Annotated in this window: 21 protein-coding genes and 1 tRNA gene; 11 read left to right on the top strand and 11 right to left on the bottom strand. The window is 61.4% G+C overall.

Annotated features, from left to right (window positions below):
- Positions 1-111: 111 nt before the first annotated feature.
- Entirely contained in the window at positions 112-2,133 is a 2,022-nt protein-coding gene (locus ACJ8OK_RS18810; protein ID WP_442530823.1) for an oxidoreductase, read from the bottom strand.
- Between the two features lie 307 nt (positions 2,134-2,440).
- Here ACJ8OK_RS18810 and ACJ8OK_RS18805 point away from each other — a divergent pair, with 307 nt between their 5' ends.
- Complete coding sequence (locus ACJ8OK_RS18805) at positions 2,441-4,060, top strand: ABC-F family ATP-binding cassette domain-containing protein (RefSeq protein ID WP_442530822.1); 1,620 nt, start codon at positions 2,441-2,443, stop codon at positions 4,058-4,060.
- A 22-nt stretch (positions 4,061-4,082) separates the two neighbouring features.
- Here the strand turns inward: ACJ8OK_RS18805 and pdxR are convergent, their stop codons facing one another.
- Positions 4,083-5,555 (bottom strand): MocR-like pyridoxine biosynthesis transcription factor PdxR, encoded by a 1,473-nt coding sequence (gene pdxR, locus ACJ8OK_RS18800; protein ID WP_060560344.1) that lies wholly within the window; start codon positions 5,553-5,555, stop codon positions 4,083-4,085.
- Between the two features lie 121 nt (positions 5,556-5,676).
- On the opposite strand from pdxR, the gene ACJ8OK_RS18795 reads away from it, so the two are divergent.
- From ACJ8OK_RS18795 to ACJ8OK_RS18785, 3 genes are read left to right on the top strand one after another with little or no spacing between them, the layout of a single operon-like run.
- On the top strand, positions 5,677-6,942 hold the full coding sequence (locus tag ACJ8OK_RS18795) for a 4-aminobutyrate--2-oxoglutarate transaminase (protein WP_442530820.1): 1,266 nt from the start codon (positions 5,677-5,679) through the stop codon (positions 6,940-6,942).
- 12 nt (positions 6,943-6,954) lie between these two features.
- A complete protein-coding gene (locus ACJ8OK_RS18790; RefSeq protein ID WP_021505087.1) occupies positions 6,955-8,409 on the top strand; it encodes an NAD-dependent succinate-semialdehyde dehydrogenase in 1,455 nt (484 codons plus the stop codon).
- A 58-nt stretch (positions 8,410-8,467) separates the two neighbouring features.
- Positions 8,468-9,709, top strand: coding sequence for an aromatic amino acid transport family protein (locus ACJ8OK_RS18785; protein WP_025160112.1), 1,242 nt, complete (start codon positions 8,468-8,470; stop codon positions 9,707-9,709).
- 74 nt (positions 9,710-9,783) lie between these two features.
- On the opposite strand, the gene yfcF is transcribed toward ACJ8OK_RS18785, so the two are convergent.
- Positions 9,784-10,419, bottom strand: coding sequence for a glutathione transferase (gene yfcF, locus ACJ8OK_RS18780; protein WP_060560342.1), 636 nt, complete (start codon positions 10,417-10,419; stop codon positions 9,784-9,786).
- A gap of 172 nt (positions 10,420-10,591) precedes the next feature.
- Between yfcF and ACJ8OK_RS18775 the strand changes: the two genes are divergently transcribed.
- Positions 10,592-11,308, top strand: coding sequence for an HPP family protein (locus ACJ8OK_RS18775; protein ID WP_060560341.1), 717 nt, complete (start codon positions 10,592-10,594; stop codon positions 11,306-11,308).
- Here ACJ8OK_RS18775 and aac(6') read toward each other — a convergent pair whose 3' ends face one another.
- Positions 11,309-11,749, bottom strand: a complete 441-nt coding sequence (aac(6'), locus tag ACJ8OK_RS18770; RefSeq protein WP_442530817.1) for an aminoglycoside 6'-N-acetyltransferase — start codon at positions 11,747-11,749, stop codon at positions 11,309-11,311.
- Between the two features lie 128 nt (positions 11,750-11,877).
- Positions 11,878-12,228 (bottom strand): hypothetical protein, encoded by a 351-nt coding sequence (locus ACJ8OK_RS18765; protein WP_050501229.1) that lies wholly within the window; start codon positions 12,226-12,228, stop codon positions 11,878-11,880.
- 81 nt (positions 12,229-12,309) lie between these two features.
- Here ACJ8OK_RS18765 and ACJ8OK_RS18760 point away from each other — a divergent pair, with 81 nt between their 5' ends.
- Entirely contained in the window at positions 12,310-12,996 is a 687-nt protein-coding gene (locus tag ACJ8OK_RS18760; protein WP_033632035.1) for a helix-turn-helix transcriptional regulator, read from the top strand.
- 197 nt (positions 12,997-13,193) lie between these two features.
- Here ACJ8OK_RS18760 and ACJ8OK_RS18755 read toward each other — a convergent pair.
- Positions 13,194-13,269: transfer RNA gene (locus ACJ8OK_RS18755), tRNA-Ile, on the bottom strand.
- Positions 13,270-13,415: 146 nt separating this feature from the next.
- Between ACJ8OK_RS18755 and mug the strand changes: the two genes are divergently transcribed.
- Both mug and ACJ8OK_RS18745 read left to right on the top strand, forming a co-directional pair.
- Positions 13,416-13,904: a G/U mismatch-specific DNA glycosylase gene (mug, locus tag ACJ8OK_RS18750; RefSeq protein ID WP_048325522.1), complete on the top strand. Its 489-nt coding sequence runs from the start codon at positions 13,416-13,418 to the stop codon at positions 13,902-13,904.
- 17 nt (positions 13,905-13,921) lie between these two features.
- Positions 13,922-14,374, top strand: coding sequence for a nuclear transport factor 2 family protein (locus ACJ8OK_RS18745; protein ID WP_015379099.1), 453 nt, complete (start codon positions 13,922-13,924; stop codon positions 14,372-14,374).
- Positions 14,375-14,429: 55 nt separating this feature from the next.
- Here the strand turns inward: ACJ8OK_RS18745 and rpoD are convergent, their stop codons facing one another.
- The 3 genes from rpoD to rpsU form a co-directional block, all read right to left on the bottom strand.
- On the bottom strand, positions 14,430-16,271 hold the full coding sequence (gene rpoD, locus ACJ8OK_RS18740) for an RNA polymerase sigma factor RpoD (protein ID WP_004937194.1): 1,842 nt from the start codon (positions 16,269-16,271) through the stop codon (positions 14,430-14,432).
- Positions 16,272-16,428: 157 nt separating this feature from the next.
- The gene (gene dnaG / locus ACJ8OK_RS18735; RefSeq protein ID WP_135638658.1) at positions 16,429-18,177 is read right to left on the bottom strand and encodes a DNA primase; all 1,749 of its coding nucleotides are present in this window, start codon (positions 18,175-18,177) and stop codon (positions 16,429-16,431) included.
- 136 nt (positions 18,178-18,313) lie between these two features.
- Positions 18,314-18,529, bottom strand: a complete 216-nt coding sequence (gene rpsU, locus ACJ8OK_RS18730; RefSeq protein ID WP_001144069.1) for a 30S ribosomal protein S21 — start codon at positions 18,527-18,529, stop codon at positions 18,314-18,316.
- Positions 18,530-18,854: 325 nt separating this feature from the next.
- On the opposite strand from rpsU, the gene tsaD reads away from it, so the two are divergent.
- Entirely contained in the window at positions 18,855-19,868 is a 1,014-nt protein-coding gene (tsaD, locus tag ACJ8OK_RS18725) for a tRNA (adenosine(37)-N6)-threonylcarbamoyltransferase complex transferase subunit TsaD (protein WP_015379097.1), read from the top strand.
- A 30-nt stretch (positions 19,869-19,898) separates the two neighbouring features.
- Here the strand turns inward: tsaD and plsY are convergent, their stop codons facing one another.
- A complete protein-coding gene (gene plsY / locus ACJ8OK_RS18720; protein WP_004937201.1) occupies positions 19,899-20,537 on the bottom strand; it encodes a glycerol-3-phosphate 1-O-acyltransferase PlsY in 639 nt (212 codons plus the stop codon).
- A gap of 107 nt (positions 20,538-20,644) precedes the next feature.
- Here plsY and folB point away from each other — a divergent pair, with 107 nt between their 5' ends.
- A complete protein-coding gene (gene folB / locus ACJ8OK_RS18715) occupies positions 20,645-21,004 on the top strand; it encodes a bifunctional dihydroneopterin aldolase/7,8-dihydroneopterin epimerase (RefSeq protein ID WP_004937203.1) in 360 nt (119 codons plus the stop codon).
- A 133-nt stretch (positions 21,005-21,137) separates the two neighbouring features.
- Entirely contained in the window at positions 21,138-21,962 is an 825-nt protein-coding gene (gene bacA / locus ACJ8OK_RS18710) for an undecaprenyl-diphosphate phosphatase (RefSeq protein ID WP_015379094.1), read from the top strand.
- Positions 21,963-22,001: 39 nt separating this feature from the next.
- Here the strand turns inward: bacA and ACJ8OK_RS18705 are convergent, their stop codons facing one another.
- Complete coding sequence (locus ACJ8OK_RS18705; protein WP_033632053.1) at positions 22,002-23,246, bottom strand: multifunctional CCA addition/repair protein; 1,245 nt, start codon at positions 23,244-23,246, stop codon at positions 22,002-22,004.
- Positions 23,247-23,270: the final 24 nt, after the last annotated feature.

The raw sequence follows: 23,270 nt of genomic DNA, 5'->3' as shown, positions 1-23,270 counted from the left end.
CAGCCGAAAATCAATAAATTGATTTCCCTTGTTCTCTATTCGCTGCTCTCTGCCAAGCCGGCATGGGGATGAGGTTTGCCATCAATATCAGGGGCGCCGGGCGCCCCTTTTTTACAGCGTCATCGCCAATCGCGTACCCTGATCGATCGCGCGGCGGGCGTCCAGCTCGGCGGCCACGTCGGCGCCGCCGATCAGGTGCACGGTTTTCCCCATCGCCAGCAGCGGCTGCTGCAGTTCGCGGCGCGGTTCCTGCCCGGCGCAAATGACCACCGTGTCCACCAGCAGGCAGCTGTCTTGCTCGGCGCGGGTGATGTGCAGCCCTTCGTCGTCGATCAGCCGATAGCTGACGCTGTTGAGCATCTTCACGCCGCGCATCGCCAGGCTGGCGCGGTGGATCCAACCGGTGGTTTTCCCCAGGCCTTCGCCCACTTTGCTGGTTTTGCGTTGCAACAGGTAGATCTGCCGGGCGGCGCGCGGCGCCTGCGGCCCTTGCTCCGCCAGCCCGCCGCGCTGCTCAAGGCGCCCGTCGATGCCCCATTCGCGGTTGAATTCCGCCTGATCCAGGCTGCTGGACACGCCGTGCTGGCTGAGGTACTCGGCGGTATCGAAGCCGATGCCGCCGGCGCCGACGATCGCCACCCGCTGGCCGACCGGTTTTTTATCGCGCAGCACGTCCAGATAGCTCAGCACCTTGGCGTGCCCGATGCCGGGGATGTCCGGGGTGCGCGGCACGATGCCGCAGGCGAGGATCACCTCATCGAATTCGCTTAAATCCGCCGCTTCGACCTTGACGCCCAGCCTGACCGTCACTTCACGCAGCGCCAGCTGGCGGCGGAAGTAACGCAGCGTTTCATGGAATTCTTCCTTGCCGGGGATCTGCTTGGCGATGTTGAACTGGCCGCCGATCTGCTCGGCGGCGTCGAACAGCGTCACCCGATGGCCGCGGCTGGCGGCGGTGGTGGCGAAGGCCAGCCCGGCGGGGCCGGCGCCGACCACCGCCAGTTTTTTCGGTTTTTCCGCCATCGTCAGCGGCATTTCGGTTTCGCGGCAGGCGCGCGGGTTGACCAGACAGGAAGTCAGCTTGCCTTCAAAAATCTGGTCGAGACAGGCCTGGTTGCAACCGATGCAGGTATTGATCTCGTCGGCGCGCCCTTCGGCGGCTTTCTGCACAAAGGCGGCGTCGGCGAGGAACGGGCGCGCCATCGACACCATATCGGCGCAGCCGTCCGCCAGCACCTGCTCGGCCACCGCCGGATCGTTGATGCGGTTGGTGGTGATCAGCGGGATGCTGACCTTGCCCATCAGCTTGCGGGTCACCCAGCTGAATCCGGCGCGCGGCACCATGGTGGCGATGGTCGGGATGCGCGCTTCGTGCCAGCCGATGCCGGTATTGATAATGGTGGCGCCCGCCTGTTCGATCGCCAGCGCCAGCTGCTCGATCTCCTCCCAACTGGAGCCGTCTTCCACCAGATCGAGCATCGACAGCCGGTAGATCAGAATAAATTCCGGGCCCACCGCCTGGCGCACCGCCCTGACGGTTTCGACGGCGAACCGCATGCGATTGGTGAAGCTGCCGCCCCATTGGTCGTCGCGCTGGTTGGTGCGCGTCGTCAAGAATTGGTTGATCAGATAGCCTTCGGAGCCCATCACCTCAACGCCGTCGTAACCGGCCTGCTGCGCCAGCGCCGCACAGCGGGCGAAATCGGCGATGGTTTGCTCAATCTCCGCTTCGCTGAGCGCGCTCGGCGTAAACGGGTTGATCGGCGCCTGCAGCGCGGAAGGGGCCACCAGTTTGGGTTGATAGCTGTAGCGGCCGGTGTGCAGGATCTGCAGCGCAATTTTGCCGCCCGCCTGATGGACGGCCTCGGTCACCGGGCGGTGGTGAGGCAATTGCGCCTCGCTGTTGAGGAGCGAACCGCCGCGAAACACCACGCCCTGTTCGTTCGGGGCAATGCCGCCGGTGACGATCAGCGCCACGCCGGCGGCGGCGCGCTCGGCATAGAACGCGGCCAGGCGCTGCGGGCCGTCGGGCAGCTCTTCCAGGCCGGTATGCATCGATCCCATCAGCACCCGGTTTTTCAGGGTGGTGAAGCCGAGATCCAGCGGCGCCAGCAGGTGAGGGTAATTGCTCATTGCACTCTCCATCGGGTGAAATCGGGGCCCGTTGTTATAATTATGTGAACAAAAGTGGTCGGATGAGATAAATCTAGCCGTTGTCGCGCCGCTTGGGAATCTGCGTTGCGCCGAATGTGATAGATGTCATGAATCTCAGACTCTGTTTGCATAACGAACAAAAGATCGGTTAGCCTTTACGCGTTGCAAATTCCTTCTCTCTGCGGAGCCATAACCGAAAATGAACAACCACGCCTGTTGATATCTGGTCCCACGCCGTGCGCTCTCGCGCCCTGTGGGGATGTTTTGATCTCATTCAGGAGTGCTTATGGCTCATTCAGCGCAGTCCCCTTATTTCGTTTTACATCAACTGACCTGCCAATTTGCTGACGGCGAAACGCTGTTCGGCCCGCTGGATCTCGCTTTCGACCGGCAGCGCTGCGGCCTGGTGGGGCGCAACGGCGTTGGCAAAACCCAGCTGCTGCGTCTGATCGCCGGGCTGGATCAACCGGGCAACGGGCACGTCGAATCTCATGCCGCATTGGCTTACGTTGCGCAGCAGCCGGAGATCGCCGCGGACACCACGCTGGCCCAGCTGTTGGGCTATGGCGAGGCGTTCGCCGCGCTGGCGCGTCTCGAGCAGGGGCGGCCGTTGGCGGACGACATCGATCGTCTGGAAGGGCGCTGGGATCTCAACGATCGTCTGCAAAACGCCTTTGCCGCCGCCGGGTTGCCGGCTTTCGATCCGTTGCGAGCCGCCAGTTCGTTGAGCGGCGGCGAGCGGATGCGCGCGTCGCTGTGCGGCGCCTTGCTCGGCGAGGCGGATTTTCTGCTGCTGGACGAACCGACCAACCACCTCGACAGCGCCGGCCGCGCCTGGCTGTATCAGCAGCTGGATCAGTGGCGGGGCGGGCTGCTGATCGCCAGCCATGACCGGCAGCTGCTGGGGCGCATGGAGCGCATCGTCGAACTGACGCCCGGCGCGCTGCGCAGCTACGGCGGCAACTATGAGGACTACCGGCGCCAGCGCGATACGGAGCAGCAGGCGGCGCGCGCCGATCTGGAGCATGCGCGCGAGGAGCGCCGCCGCACCCGCGCTCGCCAACAGAAAGAGCACGACATGAGCCAGCGGCGCTCGGCGCAAACGCTGCGCGTCGTCGATACGCTGAATATCGCCTCTTTCGAACGGGTGGCCTACAAGTCGGCGGCGAAGGAGAGCCTCGGCACGCTGCGCAAACAGCATCAGGATCGGCGCGACAGCCTCGATGCGGCGGTGCGTGAAGCCTATCAGCGGGTGGAGGAGGAACCGCCGGTGTTGCTGGCGCTGCCGGGCAGTGAAGTGAACGCGAACAAGCAGGTGCTGGTGCTCGAGCGGCTGCAGCTGCCGTTCGTCAGCGCGCCGCCGCTGGATTTGCGGATCGACGGCCCGATGCGCGTGGCGTTGACCGGCCCCAACGGCTGCGGAAAATCCACCTTGCTGAAGACCCTTCTCGGGCAGCTGACGGCGCTTTCCGGCCATTGTCATTGCCCGCTGTCGACGGCCTACCTCGATCAAACCCTGTCGCAGCTCGATCCGGGCCTGTCGGTGATGGAGCATCTGGGGCTACAGGATTCGCCGCTGGCGGAAGGGGCGTTGCGCACCCGGCTGGCGCAGCTGCAGCTTGGCGCGGATCGCATCGCGTTGCCGCTGGGCTCGCTGAGCGGCGGTGAACGCTTGAAGGCGGCGCTGGCCTGCGCGCTGTGGCGGCGACAACCGGCGCAGTTGCTGTTGCTGGACGAACCAACCAACCACCTGGATCTGGCGTCGTCGCTGGCGATAGAAACCGCGCTGGCGGATTTCCCCGGCGCGATGCTGGTGGTGTCGCACGACGAAGACTTCCTGCAGGCGCTGAGGCCGACGCACCGCCTGAACAGGCAAGCGGACGGCTGGCGGCTTCAGGCCTGGTGAGGCAGGCGGGTGGCGCTCTGACCTAGTGCGGGGCGTTGATGCACGCCAGCAGCTGGGTGAAGGCGGCGGCCATTTGCTCTTCCGGCACGCAGGCAAAGCCCATCAGCAGGCCGCGCCGGCGGTTGGGCAGCATGTAGTAGCGCGACAGCGGCCGCACCAGCACCCCGCGCGCGCCGGCGGCGGCGGCGATCGCCACGTCGTCGGCCTCGTCCGGCAGGTTGAGGATCAGGTGCAAGCCGGCGTTGCTGTTGAACTCGCTGAGCGCCTGCTTGCCGAGGTGCTGTTCGATCAATCCGGTCAGGAAGGCGCGCCGCCGGGCATACAGCAACCGCATGCGGCGGATATGCGCCGTGTAGTGCCCCGCCTGAATAAACTCCGCCAGCGCGCTCTGGATCAGCAGGTGCCCGCCGCGGTACAGCTCGGCATGGGCGGTTTTCAGCGCCTGCACCAGCGGTGGCGGCAACACCACATAGCCGAGGCGCAGCGCCGGGTAGAGCGTTTTGCTGAAGGTGCCGATATAGATCACCGGCGCATCGGCTTCCAGCCCTTGCAACGCCGGGATCGGCTGGCCGGAAAAGCGGAATTCGCTGTCGTAGTCGTCCTCGACGATCCAACCGCCGGCGTTGCGCGCCAGCGCCAGCAGCCGTTGGCGGCGCGCCAGGCTCATCACCGAGCCGAGCGGATACTGGTGCGACGGGGTGACAAAGATCAGCCGCGGTGGGTTGACCGGCTGCTCCGGCGGCACCAGCCCGGCTTCATCCACCGCCAGCGGGCAGATGTTCAGCGCATTGATGCGCAGGATATTGCGGATCCCCCAATAGCCCGGCTCTTCGATCCAGGCGTCATCCCCCGGATTGCACAACATGCGCGTCACCAGATCGATCGCCTGATGGATGCCTTCAGTGATCAGGATCTGTTCCGGCGAGCAGCGTACCGAGCGCGCCACCCGCAAATACTCCACCAACGCATGCTGCAGCTCCGGGCTGCCGCCCTGATTGCTGTAGGTCAGCCGCTGCGGCGCCGGGCGGCGGCTGAGGCGCGCCTGGATCTTGCTGAACAGCTGATGAGGAAAGGCGTTGACGTCGGGCACGCCGGGAATGAACGCCCCCCACTGTTTGGGGCTGGCGCTGGCGTGGTGCAGCAGCGTGGCGCCGCGCTCCGACAGTTCGACGCGCCGCGGTTGCCCGCTGCCGTCCGCCGGGGCGCCGCCGGTGGACAGGCAGCTGTCCGGCACCGTGTCGGCGACGAAGGTGCCGCTGCCGGCGCGCGCCGACACGTAACCTTCCGCCAACAGTTGTTCATAAACGGTTAACACGGTGTTGCGGGACAGGCTGAGCTCCTGCGCCAGATCGCGCGAGGCGGGCAGGCGGCTGGAGGGCGGCAGGCTGCCGTCGAGAATGCTGGTGCGGATCGCGTTGTAAAGCCGCTTGTGCAGCTTGTCATCAGGCTGTTCGCCGAGGCGCTGCAGCAACAGATCACCACTCAATGAGCGCAATTGGATCCCTCAATTATTCGTAACTGGCACTCGATTATAGGGCCACATCCTGTGTAAATAAACGGCATTGTTTCACGAATGTGAACGAAACGTGTAACTGGCACCGACCGGAGAGAACAGCATGAAAAACGCAGAATTGAACCAACGCCGTCAGGACGCCACCCCGCGCGGAGTGGGCGTGATGTGTGGTTTTTACGCCGAGCGCGCAGAGAACGCCACGCTGTGGGATGTGGAAGGCAAAGAAGTGATCGACTTCGCCTCGGGGATTGCCGTGCTGAACACCGGCCACCGTCACCCGAAGGTGATCGCCGCGATTGAAAAGCAGCTGCAGGCCTTCACCCACACCGCCTATCAGATCGTTCCTTACGAAAGCTATGTCTCGCTGGCGGAGCGCATCAACCAGCGCGCGCCGATCGCCGGTCCGTGTAAAACCGCCTTCTTCACCACCGGCGCGGAAGCGGTGGAAAACGCGGTGAAAATCGCCCGCGCTTACACCGGCCGCCCGGGGTTGATCACCTTCGGCGGCGGTTTCCACGGCCGCACCTATATGACCATGGCGCTGACCGGCAAAGTGGCGCCTTACAAACTGGGCTTTGGCCCATTCCCCGGCTCGGTGTTTCACGGCCAGTACCCGAACGCGCTGTACGGCGTGACCACCGAAGACGCAATGAACAGCCTGGACCGCCTGTTTAAAGCGGATATCGATCCCAAGCAGGTGGCGGCGATCGTGCTGGAGCCGGTGCAGGGCGAGGGCGGCTTCAACGTGGCGCCGGCCGATTTCATGCAGGCGCTGCGCGCGCTGTGCGACCAGCACGGCATTCTGCTGATCGCCGACGAAGTGCAGACCGGCTTCGCCCGCACTGGCAAGCTGTTCGCCATGGAACACTACAGCGCTAAGCCCGATTTGATCACCATGGCGAAAAGCCTGGCGGGCGGCATGCCGCTGTCGGCGGTGGCGGGCCGCGCCGAGGTGATGGACGCGCCGGCGCCGGGTGGGCTGGGCGGCACCTACGCCGGTAACCCGCTGGCGGTGGCCGCCGCGCACGCGGTGCTGGACGTGATTGAAGAGGAGCAACTGTGCCAGCGCGCTCAGCGCTTGGGTCAGCACCTGGTGGAAGTGCTCCAGCAGGCGCGCAAAACCAGCCCGGCGATCGCCGATGTGCGCGCGCAGGGATCGATGGTGGCGGTGGAGTTCAACGATCCGGCTACCGGTAAACCTTCAGCCGATATCACCCGTCAGGTGCAGCAGAAGGCGATGGAGGAAGGGCTGCTGCTGCTGAGCTGCGGCGTGAACGGCAACGTGATCCGCTTCCTCTACCCGCTGACTATCCCGGACGATCAGTTCACCAAGGCGATGGGCATCCTGTCCCGCGCGCTGGCCCACTAAGGAGCGAACGGCATGAAATTGAACAATCCCGAGCTGTTGCGCAGCCAGTGTCTGATCAACGGCGAATGGTGCGACGCCCTGAGCGGCAAGCGCGAAGCGGTGATCAACCCGGCCACCGGCGCCGAGCTGGCCAGCATTCCGCTGGTCAGCGAAGAGGAAACCCAGCAGGCGATCGCGGCGGCGCAGCGGGCGCAAAACGACTGGAAACAGCTGACCGCCAAGCAGCGTTCCGCGCTGCTGTTGGCCTGGGCTGATAAGGTGCTGGCCGCGCAGGAAGATCTGGCGCAGCTGATGACCGCCGAGCAGGGCAAATCGCTGGCGGAAGCGCGCGGCGAAGTGACCTACGCCGCGTCGTTCATCACCTGGTTCGCCGAAGAGGCCAAGCGGGTGGACGGCGCGGTATTGCAGGCGCCTCAGGCTTCGCAGCGCCTGGTGGTGGTGAAGCAGCCGATCGGCGTGTGCGCGGCCATCACCCCGTGGAACTTCCCGGCGGCGATGATCACCCGCAAGGTGGCGCCGGCGCTGGCGGCGGGCTGCGCCATCATCGTCAAACCGGCTGAGCAAACGCCGTTGACCGCGTTGGCGTTGGCCAAGCTGGCGCAGGACGCCGGCATTCCCGCCGGCGTGTTGCAGGTGGTGACCGGCGAAGCGGCGCAGGTGGGCAAGGTGCTGTGCGACAGCCCGGTGGTGCGCAAGCTGAGCTTTACCGGTTCGACCGAGGTCGGCCGCATTCTGATGGCGCAGTGCGCGCCAAGCATCAAGAAACTGTCGCTGGAGTTGGGCGGCAACGCGCCGGTTATCGTGTTCGATGACGCCAATCTGGACGCGGCGGTGGCGGGCATCATGGCCTCCAAGTTCCGCAACAGCGGCCAGACCTGCGTGTGCGCCAACCGCATCTATGTGCAGGACGGCATCTACGAGCGGCTGGCGGAGAAGCTGGTGGCGGCGGTCGAGCAGTTGAAAGTCGGCGACGGCAGCCAGGAAGGCACCACTCAGGGGCCGCTGATCGACAGCGATGCGGTGGCGAAGGTGCAGAGCCATATCGATGACGCGCTGATCAAAGGGGCGCAGATCGCCACCGGCGGCCAGCCGCACGCGCTGGGCGGCACCTTCTTCCAGCCGACGGTGGTGACCGGCGTGACGCAGAAGATGCGCTTCGCCAAAGAAGAGACCTTCGGGCCGGTGGCGCCGCTGTTCCGCTTCCATGACGAGGCGGAAGCCATCGCCATGGCCAACGACACCGAATTCGGCCTGGCCGCCTACCTGTTCACGCAGAACGCCGCGCGCCAGTGGCGGGTGCCGGAAGCGCTGGAGTACGGCATGGTCGGCATCAACACCGGGCTGATTTCCAACGAAGTGGCGCCGTTCGGCGGCGTGAAACAGTCAGGGCTCGGGCGTGAAGGATCGCGCTACGGGATAGAAGAATATCTGGAGCTGAAATACCTGTGTATCGATGTGAGCCGTTGAGCGTCAGGACGTTAACCCATCCCGGCGGCCAGCGTCGCCGGGCGATAAAGGATGATGCATGTCTGATAATATCTCTGTTTCTCCGGCGCTTGCCGCCGGGGTGCGAGCACCTGCACCCGCCAAATCGTTAAGTTTCCTCGAAGGGGTGGCGATGATCGTCGGCACCAACATCGGCGCCGGCGTGCTCTCCATCGCCTATGCCTCCAGCAAGGCCGGTTTCCTGCCGCTGCTGTTCTGGCTGGTGCTGGTGGGGAGCCTGACTACCATCACCATGCTGTACGTCGCTGAATCCACGCTGCGCACCCGCGCGCATCTGCAGCTGAGCGGGCTGGCGAAGCGCTACGTCGGCGGGCTGGGCGCCTGGTTGATGTTCGCTTCGGTGTGCGTCAACAGCGTCGGGGCGCTCACCGCCTATATGACCGGCAGCGGCAAGCTGCTGCAATCGCTGTTCGGCATCTCGCCGGCGCTGGGCAGCCTGCTGTTCTTCGTACCCGCCGCCGGCGTGCTGTATCTCGGTTTGAAAGCGATCGGCCGCGGCGAGAAGTTCATCAGCATCGGCATGGTGGTAATGTTGACCGCGCTGGTGGCGGCGACGCTGCTGAAAGACACCACCCAGATGCGCAACCTGCTGGACGGCGACTGGCGCTATATGGTGCCGGTGTTCAACGTGGTGGTGTTCTGCTTCTCGGCGCAGTACATCGTGCCGGAGATGGCGCGCGGCTTCGCCGACAAGCCCGAGCAACTGCCGAAGGCGATCATCGTCGGCATGGCGGTGACCTTCATTCTGCTGGCGGCGGTGCCGATGTCGGTGATTGCGCTCAGCGGGCTGGATGACATCTCCGACGTGGCCACCATTTCCTGGGGCCAGGCGCTGGGGCAGTGGGCGTTCTTCTCCGCCAACATCTTCGCGCTGTGCGCGATGCTGACCTCGTACTGGGGATTGGGCGGCAGCTTCCTGACCAATATCTTCGACAAGTTCCGGCTGGGCAACGACGAGTTGCCGCTGCGCCGCTTCGGCGTGCTGCTGCTGGTGGTGGTGCCGCCGTTCGCGCTGGCCTACAGCGGGCTGGTGTCGTTCGTCAACGCGCTCTACTTCGCCGGGGTGTTCAGCGGGGTGATCCTGTCGATCATGCCGATGCTGATCCTGCGCGGCGCGCGCAAACACGGCGACCAGACCCCGCGCTGGCAGTGCAACTGGATCACGCACCCGCTGCTGCAGATCAGCATTGTGTTGCTGTACCTGGCCAGCGCGGTATACGCCATCGCTTCATTGTTAGGTTATCTGCCCTCTGGATGGTGATTTGCCTTCCCTCAAGCAGTGATGTTGTTTCTCGGCATTGAGAACGGCGGCGTCGTGGCCGCCGATTTTTTTCCTCAGGCGCGCCGCTTTTCCGACAGCGCCAGCCAGGCCTGCACCGACGGGCGCTGCCACTGCTTGTGCGCATAGTGGCGCACGCGCTCCGGCACCGGATCGCCGTGCATTACCAGCCGGTTGAGCATCAGCGCCAGATCGGTGTCGGCGATGCACCACTCCCTGAACAGATTGTCCTGCCCGTGGCTCAACAGCTTTTCCACGGCGGCGATCAGCTTGCGCGCGGCCTCTTGCGCGGCTTCGGACAGCGGCGGGAACTTGCCGTTGTTGAACACCACTTCGGTCGAGCGCTCGGCGCGGATCGGCAGCAGATCGCTGCGCAACCAGGCCTGGATCTCGCGCGCCTTGGCGCGCAGCTTCACGTCGCGCGGGTACACGGCGTGGGCCGGGTGGATGTCTTCCAGGTATTCGGCGATCGCCGAAGACTCCGAGAGCTGGAACTCGCCGATCGCCAGCGTCGGCACCCGGCGGGTGAGCGACAGCGCCGCGTAGGCCGCCTCTTTGTTCTCTTCTTTCGCCAGATCCACCGGCTTCAGGGTGAACGGAATGCCTTTTTCCGTCAGCACGACAAAGGCGGACATGGCGTACGGGCTGAAAAATTCACTGTCGGTATAAAGCTCGGTGATCGGTTGAGACATCGGCGGTTCCTCGGGGGTTAAGGGGGGAACATTCATCATTGTCGAAGGGAGGCTAAAAATCAATCTGTTAGCCTAAAAGTTCTTGGGTGGCGCGGTTTACGGCGCCGTGAGCTCCTTCAGGATGATGTGATATATTTGTTGCCAACACGTGAATTGAGCCGTATTGGGTAACATGAAGACGCAGTGGATAGAACGAGTGAAAGTGGGATGCGCGCGCCTGTGGCCGCACCCGCTGGCGGTGGGCAAACGAGAGATGCTGATTTCCAGCGTTGGCGCCGGTTTGGGGCTGATGCTCGCCGGTTGGATCAGCCACTTTATTTTGGGCGAGGTGAACCTGTGGTTTATCGCGCCGATGGGCGCTTCGGCGGTGCTGCTGTTCGGCGTGCCCAACAGCCCGCTGGCGCAGCCCTGGTCGATCGTCGGCGGCAATGCGCTGGCGGCGACGGTGGGCGTTAGCGCCGGTCTGCTGATCCCCGATCCGGGCCTGGCCTGCGGCGTGGCGGCGGCGGCGGCCATCGGCCTGATGTTCAAGCTGCGCTGCCTGCATCCACCCGGCGGCGCGGTGGCGCTGACCGCCATCCTCGGCGGCCCCGGCATTCATCAGATGGGCTACCACTTCGTGTTGTACCCGGTGCTGCTGAACTCGGTGCTGCTGGCGGCGCTGGCCATTCTGTTCAATAACCTGGCCGGGCGGCGCTACCCGCACGCGCTGGCGCCGGCGGAGGCCAAGCCGGCCAATCTGCCGATCGATGCCGTTTCCATTACCCGTGCCGATCTGCACGAGGCGCTGATGGAGGGGGATCTGTTCGATATCGATGAGGACGACCTGCAGGAGATCCTGCTGCGCGCCGAGCAGCTGGCGCATCAGCGGCAAAGCAAGGCCTCCTGATCAGCCCAGCATTTTGCGGTAAAACACCACCCGTTCCGTTTCGGCAAAGCCCAGCGCCGCATGCAGGCGTTGGGAGTCCAGGTTGGCGATGTCGGTATCCGACGCCAGCTCGCTGCACCCCTGTTGCTTCGCCCACTCCTGCACCTGCGCGATCAAACGCGCCGCCCAGCCCTGGCGGCGGGCGCATTCGACGGTGTAAATCCCTTCCAGAAACGCCACCGGCGACGATTCGCAGCCGTTGACGTAATCGTAGCGCAGCGCGACCTCGGCAAAGCCAACGAAAGCACCGTCCAGCCCCCGCGCCATAAACGCGGTGTGGTGCGGCGAAGCCAATATTTCACGCATCTCCGCGCGGTGCTCTTCCAACGGACAAGTGGGCCACAGCGCCGCGCGCAGCGCCAGCCAGGCGTCGAGGTTGTCGTGGTCGCAGATGACGATCATGCGGGATCCCTGGTGGTGATATTTGTCACCCGCGAGCGTAACAGCTCCCAGTGTGCAAGCTCAATCTCTCCATCGCTATCTCGCCACTTCTCTCACTTCTGACAATGGGGCGCCGGAGGCCGGTGCGTCTATCGAATAACGAGTGGAGTACACATTAATGTACCAAAGTGCATGCTCTCCGGCTCGATAAGGCTAAGGAAGCCTTCGCAATGTGATTGGCCATGCCAACTGGTGCAGATGGCTTGCGATTGTGCATAGCTCTCTGCAATGGCCACATCGACGAAAACGTCTCCGTCCAGTTTAAGTAAATATTGATGTAGCCAGCCCGGTTGCGCAGACAGATGATGTTGCACCATCTGGCAATAGGCAGCGTACATCTTCTCTTCGGTAACGCCTTTTCTTAGTTTGAAGCGGCCCAGCTCGACGCCATGGCCGGCACTGACAGGGGAATATGCTGTTATGTGATTAGGGGATGTCATGGTAATTTTTCCAGTAATGAGTGAGTGACTATCATAGGCCACGACCCTGCCAGTTTTTGTCAGGGGTATTGGAGGCATTCAGTGAGAACCGTTAGGCTATTTTCAATACTCGACCAACTGCGCGGCAGACAACGCCCGGTATCGGCAGAATTTCTGGCTCAGACGTTGGATGTTTCGGTGCGAACCATCTATCGAGATATGAGCACGTTGCAGACGATGGGAGCGCCGATCCGCGGTGCGTCTGGATTAGGATATCAGTTGGAAAAGGGGTATTTCTTGCCGCCGCTGCATTTTGACGTTAACGAGCTGGAGGCCATAATGCTGGGCACTCGTCTGATTGTGGCTCGTGGTGATGCGCAGTTGGGTGAGGCGGCCCGTCGCGTTTCAGCCAAAATAGGTGCCATGTTGGATGACAATGCGAGGGAACGTTATCAGCATATGCCATTGCGTGCCGTCTCGCGCAGGACTCTGGAGTATGAACTGGCCGACAGGCATCTGGAGCCATTGCGCGTGGCCATACGAGGTAGAAAGCGGTTGGTCGTCTGCTATCGCGACCTCAAAGGTAATGAAAGCCGAAGAAATGTCAGGCCATTAGGATTGACGATGTTTGACGCCGTATGGCTGCTGACCATATGGTGCGAGACCAAAGCCGATTTCCGCAACCTGCGCGTTGATGGCATTCTATCGCTGACGGACACTGGCGAACGGTTTCGACAGGAAAGAGGTAAACGTTTTGAAGATTATATTAAATCTTTACCGACAGCATAGGCGTCATGGAGACCGCTTTAGCTTTGCTTGGTGATAGTGACACGACGAGCCATTGTGTGGGCGGCACAGTAACGACGGACTGTTTAAATACCTGCCATTTGAGGGTATTGGGTAGCCTTGTACCGCCACTGTTAGCAAAAAATAAAAAAGCCACTTCGAGAAAAGTGGCTTTTTTATATGATTTTAAAGCTAAAATTTGGTGGCCCCTGTTGGGTTTGAACCAACGACCAAGCGATTATGAGTCGCCTGCTCTAACCACTGAGCTAAGGGGCCAAGCCGCGAGATTATAGGGAATCCTTAAGCGGCGGTCTACTGTTACCCGCCCGTATGTTGCTTTTCTGCGCAGTTCTAGCCTGTTGTAATTGCTGGCGGATTTTGCGATAACCGCAGTAAATCCCTGCAATGGACTCACGACACTCATGGAACTTCTGGCGCCCAACCTGCGGGTGGTGTTTTGCGGCATCAACCCCGGCCTTTCTTCCGCCCATCAGGGCTATCCTTTTGCCAACGGCAGCAACCGCTTCTGGAAGGTGATCCATCAGGCCGGCTTTACCGCGAGCCAGCTGGCGCCGGAGCAGTGGCAGCAGCTGAAGGACAACGGCTGCGGCATTACCGCGCTGGTGGCGCGCCCGACGGTGGCGGCCAGCGAGCTGTCGCGCGACGAGTTGCGCAGCGGCGGTGAGGCGCTGCAAGAGAAGATCCTGCGCTATCAGCCGCGCGCGCTGGCGATCTTGGGCAAGCAGGCGTTCACCACCGCCTTCGGGGTGAAAAACGCGCCCTGGGGCAAGCAGACGATGATGCTGGGAGAAACCGAGGTGTGGGTATTGCCCAATCCCAGCGGATTGAATCGCGCCACGCTGGAGCAGCTGACCGCCAGCTATCGCGAGCTGTTCCTGGCGCTGCAATGAGATAAGGGGAGTGTGCGATGACATCGATGATGAAAGGCTGTTTGATGGCGCTGCTGTTGGTGACCGGCGCTGCACAGGCGGGGCATTCGCCGCAGGAAGCGCGCAACAAGCAGAACGTGCTGGAGTTTTATCGGCAGGGGCTGAACAACAAGGATTTTGCGGCGGCGCGGCCGTTTTTGGGCGAACAGTACAAACAGCATAACCCCAACGCCAAAGACGGCGTGGCGGGTTTTCGTCAATTTGTCGAGCTGCTGAAAACGCGTTACCCCAACTCGCACAGTGAGGTGAAACAGGCGTTCGTCGACGGCGACTTCGTGATTTTGCATGTGGAGGTCAGCGGGCGCGAGGCCGGCAAGACCGCGGCGATCGTCGATATCTTCCGTCTGGACAGCGCCGGAAAGATCGTTGAACACTGGGACGTGACGCAGCCGGTGCCGGAGAAGACCGCCAGCGGCAACAGCATGTTCTGATGCATAAAAAAACCCCGGCAAGCCGGGGTTTTTGCTTTTGGTGCGGCAGCCGGACTTAATCGTCCAGGAAGCTGCGCAGCACTTCGGAGCGGCTTGGGTGACGCAGCTTGCGCAGCGCCTTGGCTTCGATCTGACGAATACGCTCACGGGTAACGTCAAACTGCTTGCCAACCTCTTCCAGCGTGTGGTCGGTGTTCATGTCGATGCCGAAACGCATGCGCAGCACTTTCGCTTCGCGCGCGGTCAGGCCGGCCAGCACGTCGTGGGTGGCGGAACGCAGGCTTTCCGAGGTCGCGGAATCCAGCGGCAGCTCGAGGGTGGTATCCTCGATGAAGTCGCCCAGATGCGAATCTTCGTCGTCGCCGATCGGCGTTTCCATCGAGATTGGCTCTTTGGCGATCTTCAGCACTTTGCGGATCTTGTCTTCCGGCATCAGCATGCGCTCGGCCAGCTCTTCCGGCGTCGGCTCGCGGCCCATCTCTTGCAGCATCTGGCGCGAAATACGGTTGAGCTTGTTGATGGTCTCAATCATATGCACCGGAATACGGATGGTGCGCGCCTGGTCGGCGATGGAGCGGGTGATAGCCTGACGGATCCACCAGGTGGCGTACGTCGAGAACTTGTAGCCGCGGCGGTATTCGAACTTGTCTACCGCTTTCATCAGGCCGATGTTGCCTTCCTGGATCAGATCCAGGAACTGCAGGCCGCGGTTGGTGTATTTCTTGGCGATGGAAATAACCAGACGCAGGTTGGCCTCAACCATCTCTTTCTTCGCGCGGCGGGCTTTCGCTTCACCGATCGACATGCGACGGTTGATGTCTTTGACCTGCTCGATGGTCAGGCCGGTCTCTTCTTCGATCTGACGCAGTTTCTGCAGGCTGCGCTGCACGTCTTCAGCAACGTCTTTCAGCTTTTCCGACCATGGCTTGGCCATCGCCAGCGCGGCTTCAAACCAGGAATCGCTGGTTTCGTTGCCGGCGAACAGGGTGACGAAGTTTTTCTTCGGCATTTTGCACTGTTCAACGCACAGCTTCATGATGATGCGTTCCTGGGTGCGAACGCGGTCCATCATGGTGCGCATGCTGTTGACCAGGAAGTCGAACTGTTTCGGCACCAGGCGGAACTGCTTGAACACTTCAGACAGCTTCAGGATCTCGTCCGCGGCGCTGGCGTGGCTGCGGCCGTTTTTCTTGATCACCAGGCGGGTCGCTTCATACTGATCGCGCAACTCGGCGAACTTCTGACGCGCCAGCTCAGGATCGATGCTGTTATCGTCTTCGGTGTCGTCGTCTTCGTCGTCTTCATCTTCTTCGTCGTCGTCTTGCTCTTCGCTCGACAGTTCAGAACCGATGTGAGTGGCGGTTGGGGCGATGTCCTCTTCCGCGTTAGGATCGACGAAGCCGGTGATCAGATCGGACAGGCGCGCTTCACCCGCTTCGACGCGATCGTACTGCTCAAGCAGGTAGGTGATGGCTTCCGGGTATTCGGCAACCGAGCACTGTACCTGGTTGATGCCGTCTTCGATGCGCTTGGCGATGTCGATTTCGCCTTCGCGCGTCAGCAGTTCGACGGTACCCATTTCGCGCATGTACATGCGCACCGGGTCGGTGGTGCGGCCGATTTCGGATTCCACGCTGGACAGAACCTGTGCGGCGGCTTCTTCCGCATCTTCGTCCGTGCTGTTCGAGTTTTCGGCGAGCAGCAGGTCATCGGCGTCCGGTGCTTCTTCCATCACCTGGATGCCCATGTCGTTAATCATCTGGATGATGTCTTCGATCTGATCGGAGTCGACGATATCTTCCGGCAGATGGTCATTGACCTCAGCATAGGTCAGATAGCCTTGCTCCTTACCACGGGTGACAAGTAGCTTCAGCTGTGACTGCGGGTTTTGCTCCATAAGACGGTATCCACACTTCAGAGTATTTAGGTTGGTGTCGGTCGGCGAAACCGCCAACAATAGCATTTGGGGCGTTTTCGTTATCGCCGCGGCCCACTATGGCGGCACTGTGCAGGGCTCTGCCCTCGCAATTATCGGCACTTAAGCCGTTTGGTATTCAGTTTTTCTTCGCTAAAACCTGGTTGAGAGAACGGACTTCTTCACGTTCCTCCGCGCTCAGACCGCGCGTTCTGGCCTGGGCGATCAGCGTTTCCAGCCGTTGCTCGAGCACCGAGTCGTACAGGCTGGCCAAAGTATCCAAAAAGGTCTGCTCGACCATGTCCTCAACGATCATATGGTTCCAGGTCGCCAAGGTTTCAAGCTGCTGGCTGAATTTGTTGTCGCGATACAGCTCCAGCAATTGCCCGGTCGTCAGACCCGGCTGCGCCAAACAGGTCTGCACCAGTTCGACGAACAGCGGCAATCCCGCCTGTTTGGTCTGCTCCAACCCTTCCAGCGAAGGGATAAGTGTAGCCAACTGCGGATTTTGCACCAGTAACCCTATCAGTATACGCATGGTTGTGCGTTTTAGCTGGGGCGCCTGATAAGGATTCGCATTTTCAGCCTGCTTGGGCATCAGCTTGTCGAGCTGGCTGTCGTCCAGCAGCCCCAGCTTGTTGCCGAGCTCCTGGCGCAGGTACAAGCGCAACGTTTCGCCCGGCACCTGAGTAATCAGCGGCAGCGCCAGCGTGCTCAGCTTGGCGCGCCCGTCCGGGCTGCTCAGATCCACCTGCGGCAGCAGGCTTTCGAACAGGAACGTGGACAGCGGCTGCGCCTGCTCCATTCGCTGTTCGAAGGCTTCTTTGCCTTCCTTGCGCACCAGCGTGTCCGGATCTTCGCCGTCGGGCAAAAACATGAACCGCAGCTGGCGCCCGTCATTCAGGTACGGCAGCGCGGTTTCCAGCGCCCGCCAGGCCGCTTCGCGGCCGGCGCGGTCGCCGTCGTAACAGCAGACGACGTTGTCGGTGGCGCGGAACAACAGCTGAATGTGTTCCGCCGTCGTCGAGGTGCCGAGCGAGGCGACGGCATAATCGATGCCGAATTGCGCCAACGCCACTACGTCCATATACCCTTCCACCACCAGCAGCCGCTGCAGGTTAGGGTGGTTCTGCTGTGCTTCATACAGGCCGTACAGCTGGCGGCCCTTATGGAAAACTTCGGTTTCCGGCGAGTTCAGGTACTTCGGCATACCGTCGCCCAGCACGCGGCCGCCGAAGGCGATCACGCGCCCGCGCTTGTCGCGGATGGGGAACATCACCCGTTCGCGGAAACGGTCGTACGAACGCCCCTGATCGTTAGTCACCAGCATGCCGGCATCGTTCAATGCGCGGCGCGAGTCGGCGTCGCGGCCGAAACGCTTCAGGGCGTTGTCCCATCCCGCCGGCGCGAAGCCGATGGCGAAATGGCGAATAACGTCGTCACTTAACCCGCGCTGCTGCAAATAGTTGCGCGCCGGCGCCCCGGAGGACTGCTGCAGTGACTGTTGATAGAACGCGCTGAGCTGTTCCATCAGTTGGTACAGGCTCTGGCGCTGATGGCGTTCGATCTGGGTTGGCCCGGTGCCCGCTTCGTAAGGCACTTCCAGCCCGTGCATGGTCGCCAGTTCTTCGATGGTTTCGACAAACTCGAGTCGGTCGTAATTCATCAAAAAGTCGACGGCGTTGCCGTGCGCACCACACCCAAAACAGTGATAAAACTGCTTTTCGCCATTAACGGTAAAGGAAGGCGTCTTTTCGTGGTGGAACGGACAGCACGCGTGATAGTTCTTGCCTTGCTTCTTGAGCTTCACGCGGGCGTCGATCAAATCGACGATGTCGGTGCGAGCCAGCAAGTCATTGATAAATACGCGCGGAATTCGTCCAGCCATAAGCCCTTACTTCATTAGCCTATAAACGAGAACAAGCCGCGCATTCCTTTCGGAAAGCACGGCCTTCGTATGCAACTACTCGGTCTGCGCGATTTTGAAAATCAGAAATTCACGCGGTGGGGTTGCCCCCGAAGAATTAATACAGACGAGTGCGGCGTGCGTTTTCGCGAGCCAGTTTCTTCGCGTGACGTTTCACAGCAGAAGCTTTAGCGCGTTTACGTTCGGTAGTTGGTTTTTCATAAAACTCACGACGACGAACTTCAGCTAAAACACCCGCTTTTTCGCAAGAGCGTTTGAAACGACGCAGAGCAACGTCAAATGGCTCGTTTTCACGTACTTTAATTACCGGCATGTGCCTCTCACCTCAATAAAATTCGGTTTGCTGCTGGCCAAGCGCCAGCCTTTTCAAAATGGTGCGGAATTTTACTCCAATGGATGCTGCTTTGTAAAGCATCACAGCAAATTGAAACCCGCGTCGCTCTGCCGCAACGTGCGCAATTTTGCACCGGGCGCTGATTATAGACTAATCAGAAAAAAATGCTCGTGTTTAATCGCTCAGGCATTTTCTGGATGAATCATCGACATAGGCGCAAGCCGGTGACAAGATGCGCGGCGCCGGCGGTAAATGCGGCGGAATGTGGTAGACTGGCGGCCGCACGTGAATGATGGGAAATGTAATGCGAGTACTGGGTATAGAAACGTCCTGCGATGAAACCGGAATTGCAGTGTATGACGATCAAACCGGTTTATTGGCCAACCAATTATACAGCCAGGTGAAGCTGCACGCCGACTACGGCGGCGTGGTGCCGGAACTGGCCTCCCGCGATCACGTGCGCAAAACCGTGCCGCTGATTCAGGCGGCGCTGAAAGAGGCCAACCTGACCCCGGCCGATATCGACGGCGTGGCTTATACCGCCGGGCCGGGCCTGGTGGGGGCGCTGCTGGTCGGCGCAACCGTGGGGCGCGCGCTGGCGTTCGCCTGGAACGTGCCGGCGGTGCCGGTGCACCATATGGAAGGCCACCTGTTGGCGCCGATGCTGGAAGATAACCCGCCGGCGTTCCCGTTCGTCGCGCTGCTGGTCTCCGGCGGCCACACCCAGCTGATCAGCGTCACCGGCATCGGTGAGTATGAACTGCTGGGCGAGTCGATCGACGATGCCGCCGGCGAAGCGTTCGACAAAACCGCCAAGCTGCTCGGCCTGGATTATCCCGGCGGGCCGATGCTGTCGAAGATGGCGCAGCAGGGCACGGCGGGGCGCTTCACCTTCCCGCGGCCGATGACCGATCGTCCGGGGCTGGACTTCAGCTTCTCCGGGTTGAAAACCTTCGCCGCCAACACCATTCGCTCCAACGGCAACGACGATCAGACGCGCGCCGACATCGCCCGCGCCTTCGAGGATGCGGTGGTGGATACGCTGGCGATCAAATGCAAACGCGCGCTGGAGCAAACCGGCTTCAAACGCCTGGTGATGGCCGGCGGCGTGAGCGCCAACCGCACGCTGCGCGCCAAGCTGGCGGAGATGATGCAGAAACGCGGCGGGGAGGTGTTCTATGCCCGCCCGGAATTTTGCACCGACAACGGCGCGATGATCGCCTATGCCGGCATGGTGCGCCTGAAGAGCGGCGCCAACCCGGCGCTGAGCGTTTCGGTGCGGCCGCGCTGGCCGCTGGCGGAACTGCCTGCGGTATAAAGCAAAGGGCCGGATTATCCGGCCCTTCTGTTATTCTTCTCTCGGCTGGTCGCCGTTATCCGCATCGTTTTTCTTCTTGCGGAACTTGCCCCAGATCTTGCCTTCCTGGCCGCGCCACAGGCGCTGAATATTGTCGTGATGCCGCATCAGGATCAGGCAGGAGAGCATCGCTACCGGGAAGGTGAACTGCGGTTTGAACCACCAGACGTAGAACGGGGCGATCAACGCGCTGACGATGGCGCCAAGTGAAGAGTAGCCGCTGAGCAGCACCGTTAACAGCCAGGTGCCGGTCATCAGGCCGGTCAGATCCCAGCCGATAGGCGCGATGGCGCCAAACGCCGTCGCCACGCCTTTACCGCCGCGGAAGTGGAAGAACACCGGATAGATGTGCCCCAGACAGGCTGCGATCGCCGTCAGGCCCAGATACAGCGGCGGCACATCGAGTTTGTAGGCCAGCCAGACCGGCAGCATCCCTTTCAGAATATCGAACACCAGCACCGCCGCCGCCGCCAGCCGGCCGCCGATGCGCAGGACGTTGGTCGCCCCGGGGTTTCCTGAGCCATGTTCACGCGGATCCGGCAGCCTGGCGATCCGGCAAACCAGGATCGCGCTGGAAATCGAGCCGCACAGATACGCGAAGATAATCATGCCAAGCGCGGTAGCACTCATAACGCGGTTCCGTTTAATAATGGTCGTTTTACTCGCAACATCTATGGATAATACGCACATTCCGCTGGAAGTGGTATCCGGCAAGGCCAAAAACAGAGAATGACGTGATGGATATCGTATTTATTGAAGAGCTTACCGTAATTACCACCATTGGCGTTTATGAGTGGGAACAGGGCATTCGTCAGAAGCTGGTGTTCGATATCGAAATGGGCTGGGATAACCGGCCGGCCGCCGCCAGCGACGATGTAACTGACTGTCTGAGCTATGCCGATGTCAGCGACGCCGTGATCCAGCATGTTGAATCGAACCGCTTCGCGCTGGTGGAGCGCGTGGCGGAGGAAATATCCGAAATTTTGCTTCAGCGCTTCAATTCCCCGTGGGTCCGTATTAAGGTCAGCAAACCGGGCGCTGTAGCACATGCCAATCGGGTCGGCGTGATCATTGAGCGCGGCACTCGTCCCGCATGATTTTATGTCATCTGCTTGCAACGAAAGACCGTTAATCTGGTCTTAATCCTGAGAATTGTTTTAGCGGCATTGTCTTTTAAACACTGCCGCTTTTTTATGTGATGGCCGTTATTTTATGGGGTGAGCGAAGCACATGGCTGACATGCATTCACTGTTTATTGCGTTTGTTCTTGGGGTTGTCGAAGGGTTAACCGAATTTCTGCCGGTGTCTTCCACCGGGCATATGATTATTGTTGGCGAGTGGCTGGGTTTTACCGGCGACAAAGCCAAAACCTTTGAAGTCATCATCCAACTGGGGTCTATCCTGGCCGTGGTGGTGATGTTCTGGCGCCGGTTGTTCGGCCTGATCGGCATCCATTTCGGCGGCAAGCCAGTGGAGCACGAGGGCAAAACCAGCGGCCAACTGAAGCTGGGGCATATCCTGCTGGCGATGATCCCGGCGGTGGTGCTGGGTCTGGTATTCCACGATGTGATTAAATCGCTGTTCGCGCCGAAAAACGTGATGTACGCGTTGGTCGTCGGCGGCCTGCTGTTGCTGGCGGCGGAATGGCTGAAGCCGAAGACACCGAGAGCGGAAGGGCTGGATGACATCACCTACCGCCAGGCGTTCATGATCGGCTGCTTCCAGTGCCTGGCGCTGTGGCCGGGTTTCTCCCGTTCGGGGTCCACTATCGCCGGCGGTATGCTGGTGGGCGTAAACCGCTATGCGGCGTCCGAGTTCTCCTTCATCCTGGCGGTGCCGATGATGATTGGCGCCAGCGGTCTGGATCTGTACAAGAGCCTGCACTTCCTGACCTGGGGCGATCTGCCGATGTTCGCCGTCGGTTTCGTTACTGCCTTCGTGGTGGCGCTGATTGCGATCAAGACCTTCCTGTCGCTGATCAAACGCATCTCGTTCGTGCCGTTCGCCATCTACCGCTTTATCGTGGCGGCCGTGGTTTACATGGTATTCCTGTAAGCCCGATGGCAAGAAAAAACCCCGCTCTGCGGGGTTTTTTTATGCCTGATCGTTGAGGATGGTTTGGTTGAGCTTCCAGTCGGCCAGCGCCTGCTGGCGACGGCGTTTGAGCTCATCGCGGATCGCGGTGCCCTGCAGCCCGCTGGCTACCACCTCTTTAATAGATACCGCGTTCGCCACCTGATACGCCTGGCGCAGATAGTCGCCCTGCGGATAAGGATTCTCCTCAAAGCCGGTGCGGCCGCGCGCGTCCGCTTCGCTGGTCAGGATCATCTGCTCCAGCCTTTGGGGCTTGCGCCAGACGTCGATGGCGTCGAACAGCTTCAGCAGGGTCTCCGGCCGCAGCTTGTTCACGGTGTGGATCAAATCATGGTACTCGGCCACCAGCTTGCTCAGATCGCGCACCGGATTGGGCACCCGCAGCCGTTGGCATAGCGCTTCGACCAGCCGCACGCCCGCCGGGCCGTGGCCGTGGTGATGCGGCCAGAACGCTTTTGGCGTCAATCCTTTGCCGAGGTCATGACACAGGGTGGCGAAGCGTACGTCCACCTCGGGAGTGAGGCGGGCGGCCATCGCCAGCGCCATCAGCGTATGCACGCCGGTGTCGATCTCCGGATGCCATTTGGCGGGGGCAGGCACGCCGAACAGCGCGTCGATTTCCGGGAACAGCACCGCCAGCGCATCGCAGTCGCGCAGCACCTGAAAATAGACCTGCGGGCTCTGGCTTTGCAGCGCCTTTTCAGTTTCTTTCCAGACGCGTTCGGCGGTCAGCGCGGCCAGTTCACCGCTGTGCGCCATCCGGCGCATCAGGGCCAGCGTTTCGTCGGCGATGCGAAAACCCAGATGGGCGAAGCGAGCATTGAATCGCGCCACGCGCAGCACGCGCAGCGGATCCTCGCCGAACGCGTCGGAAACGTGGCGCAGCACGCGCGCCTGCAGATCGGCCACGCCGCCGTAGGGGTCAATCAGTTCCCCTTCGGCGGAACGGGCGATGGCGTTGAGGGTCAGATCGCGCCGCAGCAGATCTTCTTCCAGCGTGACGTCCGGCGCGGCATAGCAGGTAAAACCGGTGTACCCCTGGCCGGATTTGCGCTCGGTGCGCGCCAGCGCGTACTCCTCGTGGGTATCGGGATTGAGGAACACCGGAAAATCTTTGCCGACCTGCTGGTAGCCCAATGCCAGCAGCTCCGCCGGCGTGGCGCCCACCACCACCCAATCATGATCGACCACCGGAATGTTGAGCAGGCTGTCGCGAACGGCGCCGCCGACCAGATAAATCTGCACTGTTGACTCCTGAATATCGTGTAA

Source organism: Serratia sp. CY71090 (genome assembly GCF_052166845.1).
In the GTDB taxonomy this organism is placed as follows: Bacteria; Pseudomonadota; Gammaproteobacteria; order Enterobacterales; family Enterobacteriaceae; genus Serratia; species Serratia nematodiphila.
This window is presented reverse-complemented; position numbering and strand designations above follow the sequence as displayed.

Coding starts and splice junctions, on each gene's coding strand:
- ACJ8OK_RS18810 (WP_442530823.1), bottom strand. CDS start 2,133: ATGAGCAATTACCCTCACCTGCTGGCGCCGCTGGATCTCGGCTTCACC.
- ACJ8OK_RS18805 (WP_442530822.1), top strand. CDS start 2,441: ATGGCTCATTCAGCGCAGTCCCCTTATTTCGTTTTACATCAACTGACC.
- ACJ8OK_RS18795 (WP_442530820.1), top strand. CDS start 5,677: ATGAAAAACGCAGAATTGAACCAACGCCGTCAGGACGCCACCCCGCGC.
- ACJ8OK_RS18790 (WP_021505087.1), top strand. CDS start 6,955: ATGAAATTGAACAATCCCGAGCTGTTGCGCAGCCAGTGTCTGATCAAC.
- ACJ8OK_RS18785 (WP_025160112.1), top strand. CDS start 8,468: ATGTCTGATAATATCTCTGTTTCTCCGGCGCTTGCCGCCGGGGTGCGA.
- yfcF (WP_060560342.1), bottom strand. CDS start 10,419: ATGTCTCAACCGATCACCGAGCTTTATACCGACAGTGAATTTTTCAGC.
- ACJ8OK_RS18775 (WP_060560341.1), top strand. CDS start 10,592: ATGAAGACGCAGTGGATAGAACGAGTGAAAGTGGGATGCGCGCGCCTG.
- ACJ8OK_RS18765 (WP_050501229.1), bottom strand. CDS start 12,228: ATGACATCCCCTAATCACATAACAGCATATTCCCCTGTCAGTGCCGGC.
- mug (WP_048325522.1), top strand. CDS start 13,416: ATGGAACTTCTGGCGCCCAACCTGCGGGTGGTGTTTTGCGGCATCAAC.
- ACJ8OK_RS18745 (WP_015379099.1), top strand. CDS start 13,922: ATGACATCGATGATGAAAGGCTGTTTGATGGCGCTGCTGTTGGTGACC.
- rpoD (WP_004937194.1), bottom strand. CDS start 16,271: ATGGAGCAAAACCCGCAGTCACAGCTGAAGCTACTTGTCACCCGTGGT.
- dnaG (WP_135638658.1), bottom strand. CDS start 18,177: ATGGCTGGACGAATTCCGCGCGTATTTATCAATGACTTGCTGGCTCGC.
- rpsU (WP_001144069.1), bottom strand. CDS start 18,529: ATGCCGGTAATTAAAGTACGTGAAAACGAGCCATTTGACGTTGCTCTG.
- tsaD (WP_015379097.1), top strand. CDS start 18,855: ATGCGAGTACTGGGTATAGAAACGTCCTGCGATGAAACCGGAATTGCA.
- plsY (WP_004937201.1), bottom strand. CDS start 20,537: ATGAGTGCTACCGCGCTTGGCATGATTATCTTCGCGTATCTGTGCGGC.
- folB (WP_004937203.1), top strand. CDS start 20,645: ATGGATATCGTATTTATTGAAGAGCTTACCGTAATTACCACCATTGGC.
- bacA (WP_015379094.1), top strand. CDS start 21,138: ATGGCTGACATGCATTCACTGTTTATTGCGTTTGTTCTTGGGGTTGTC.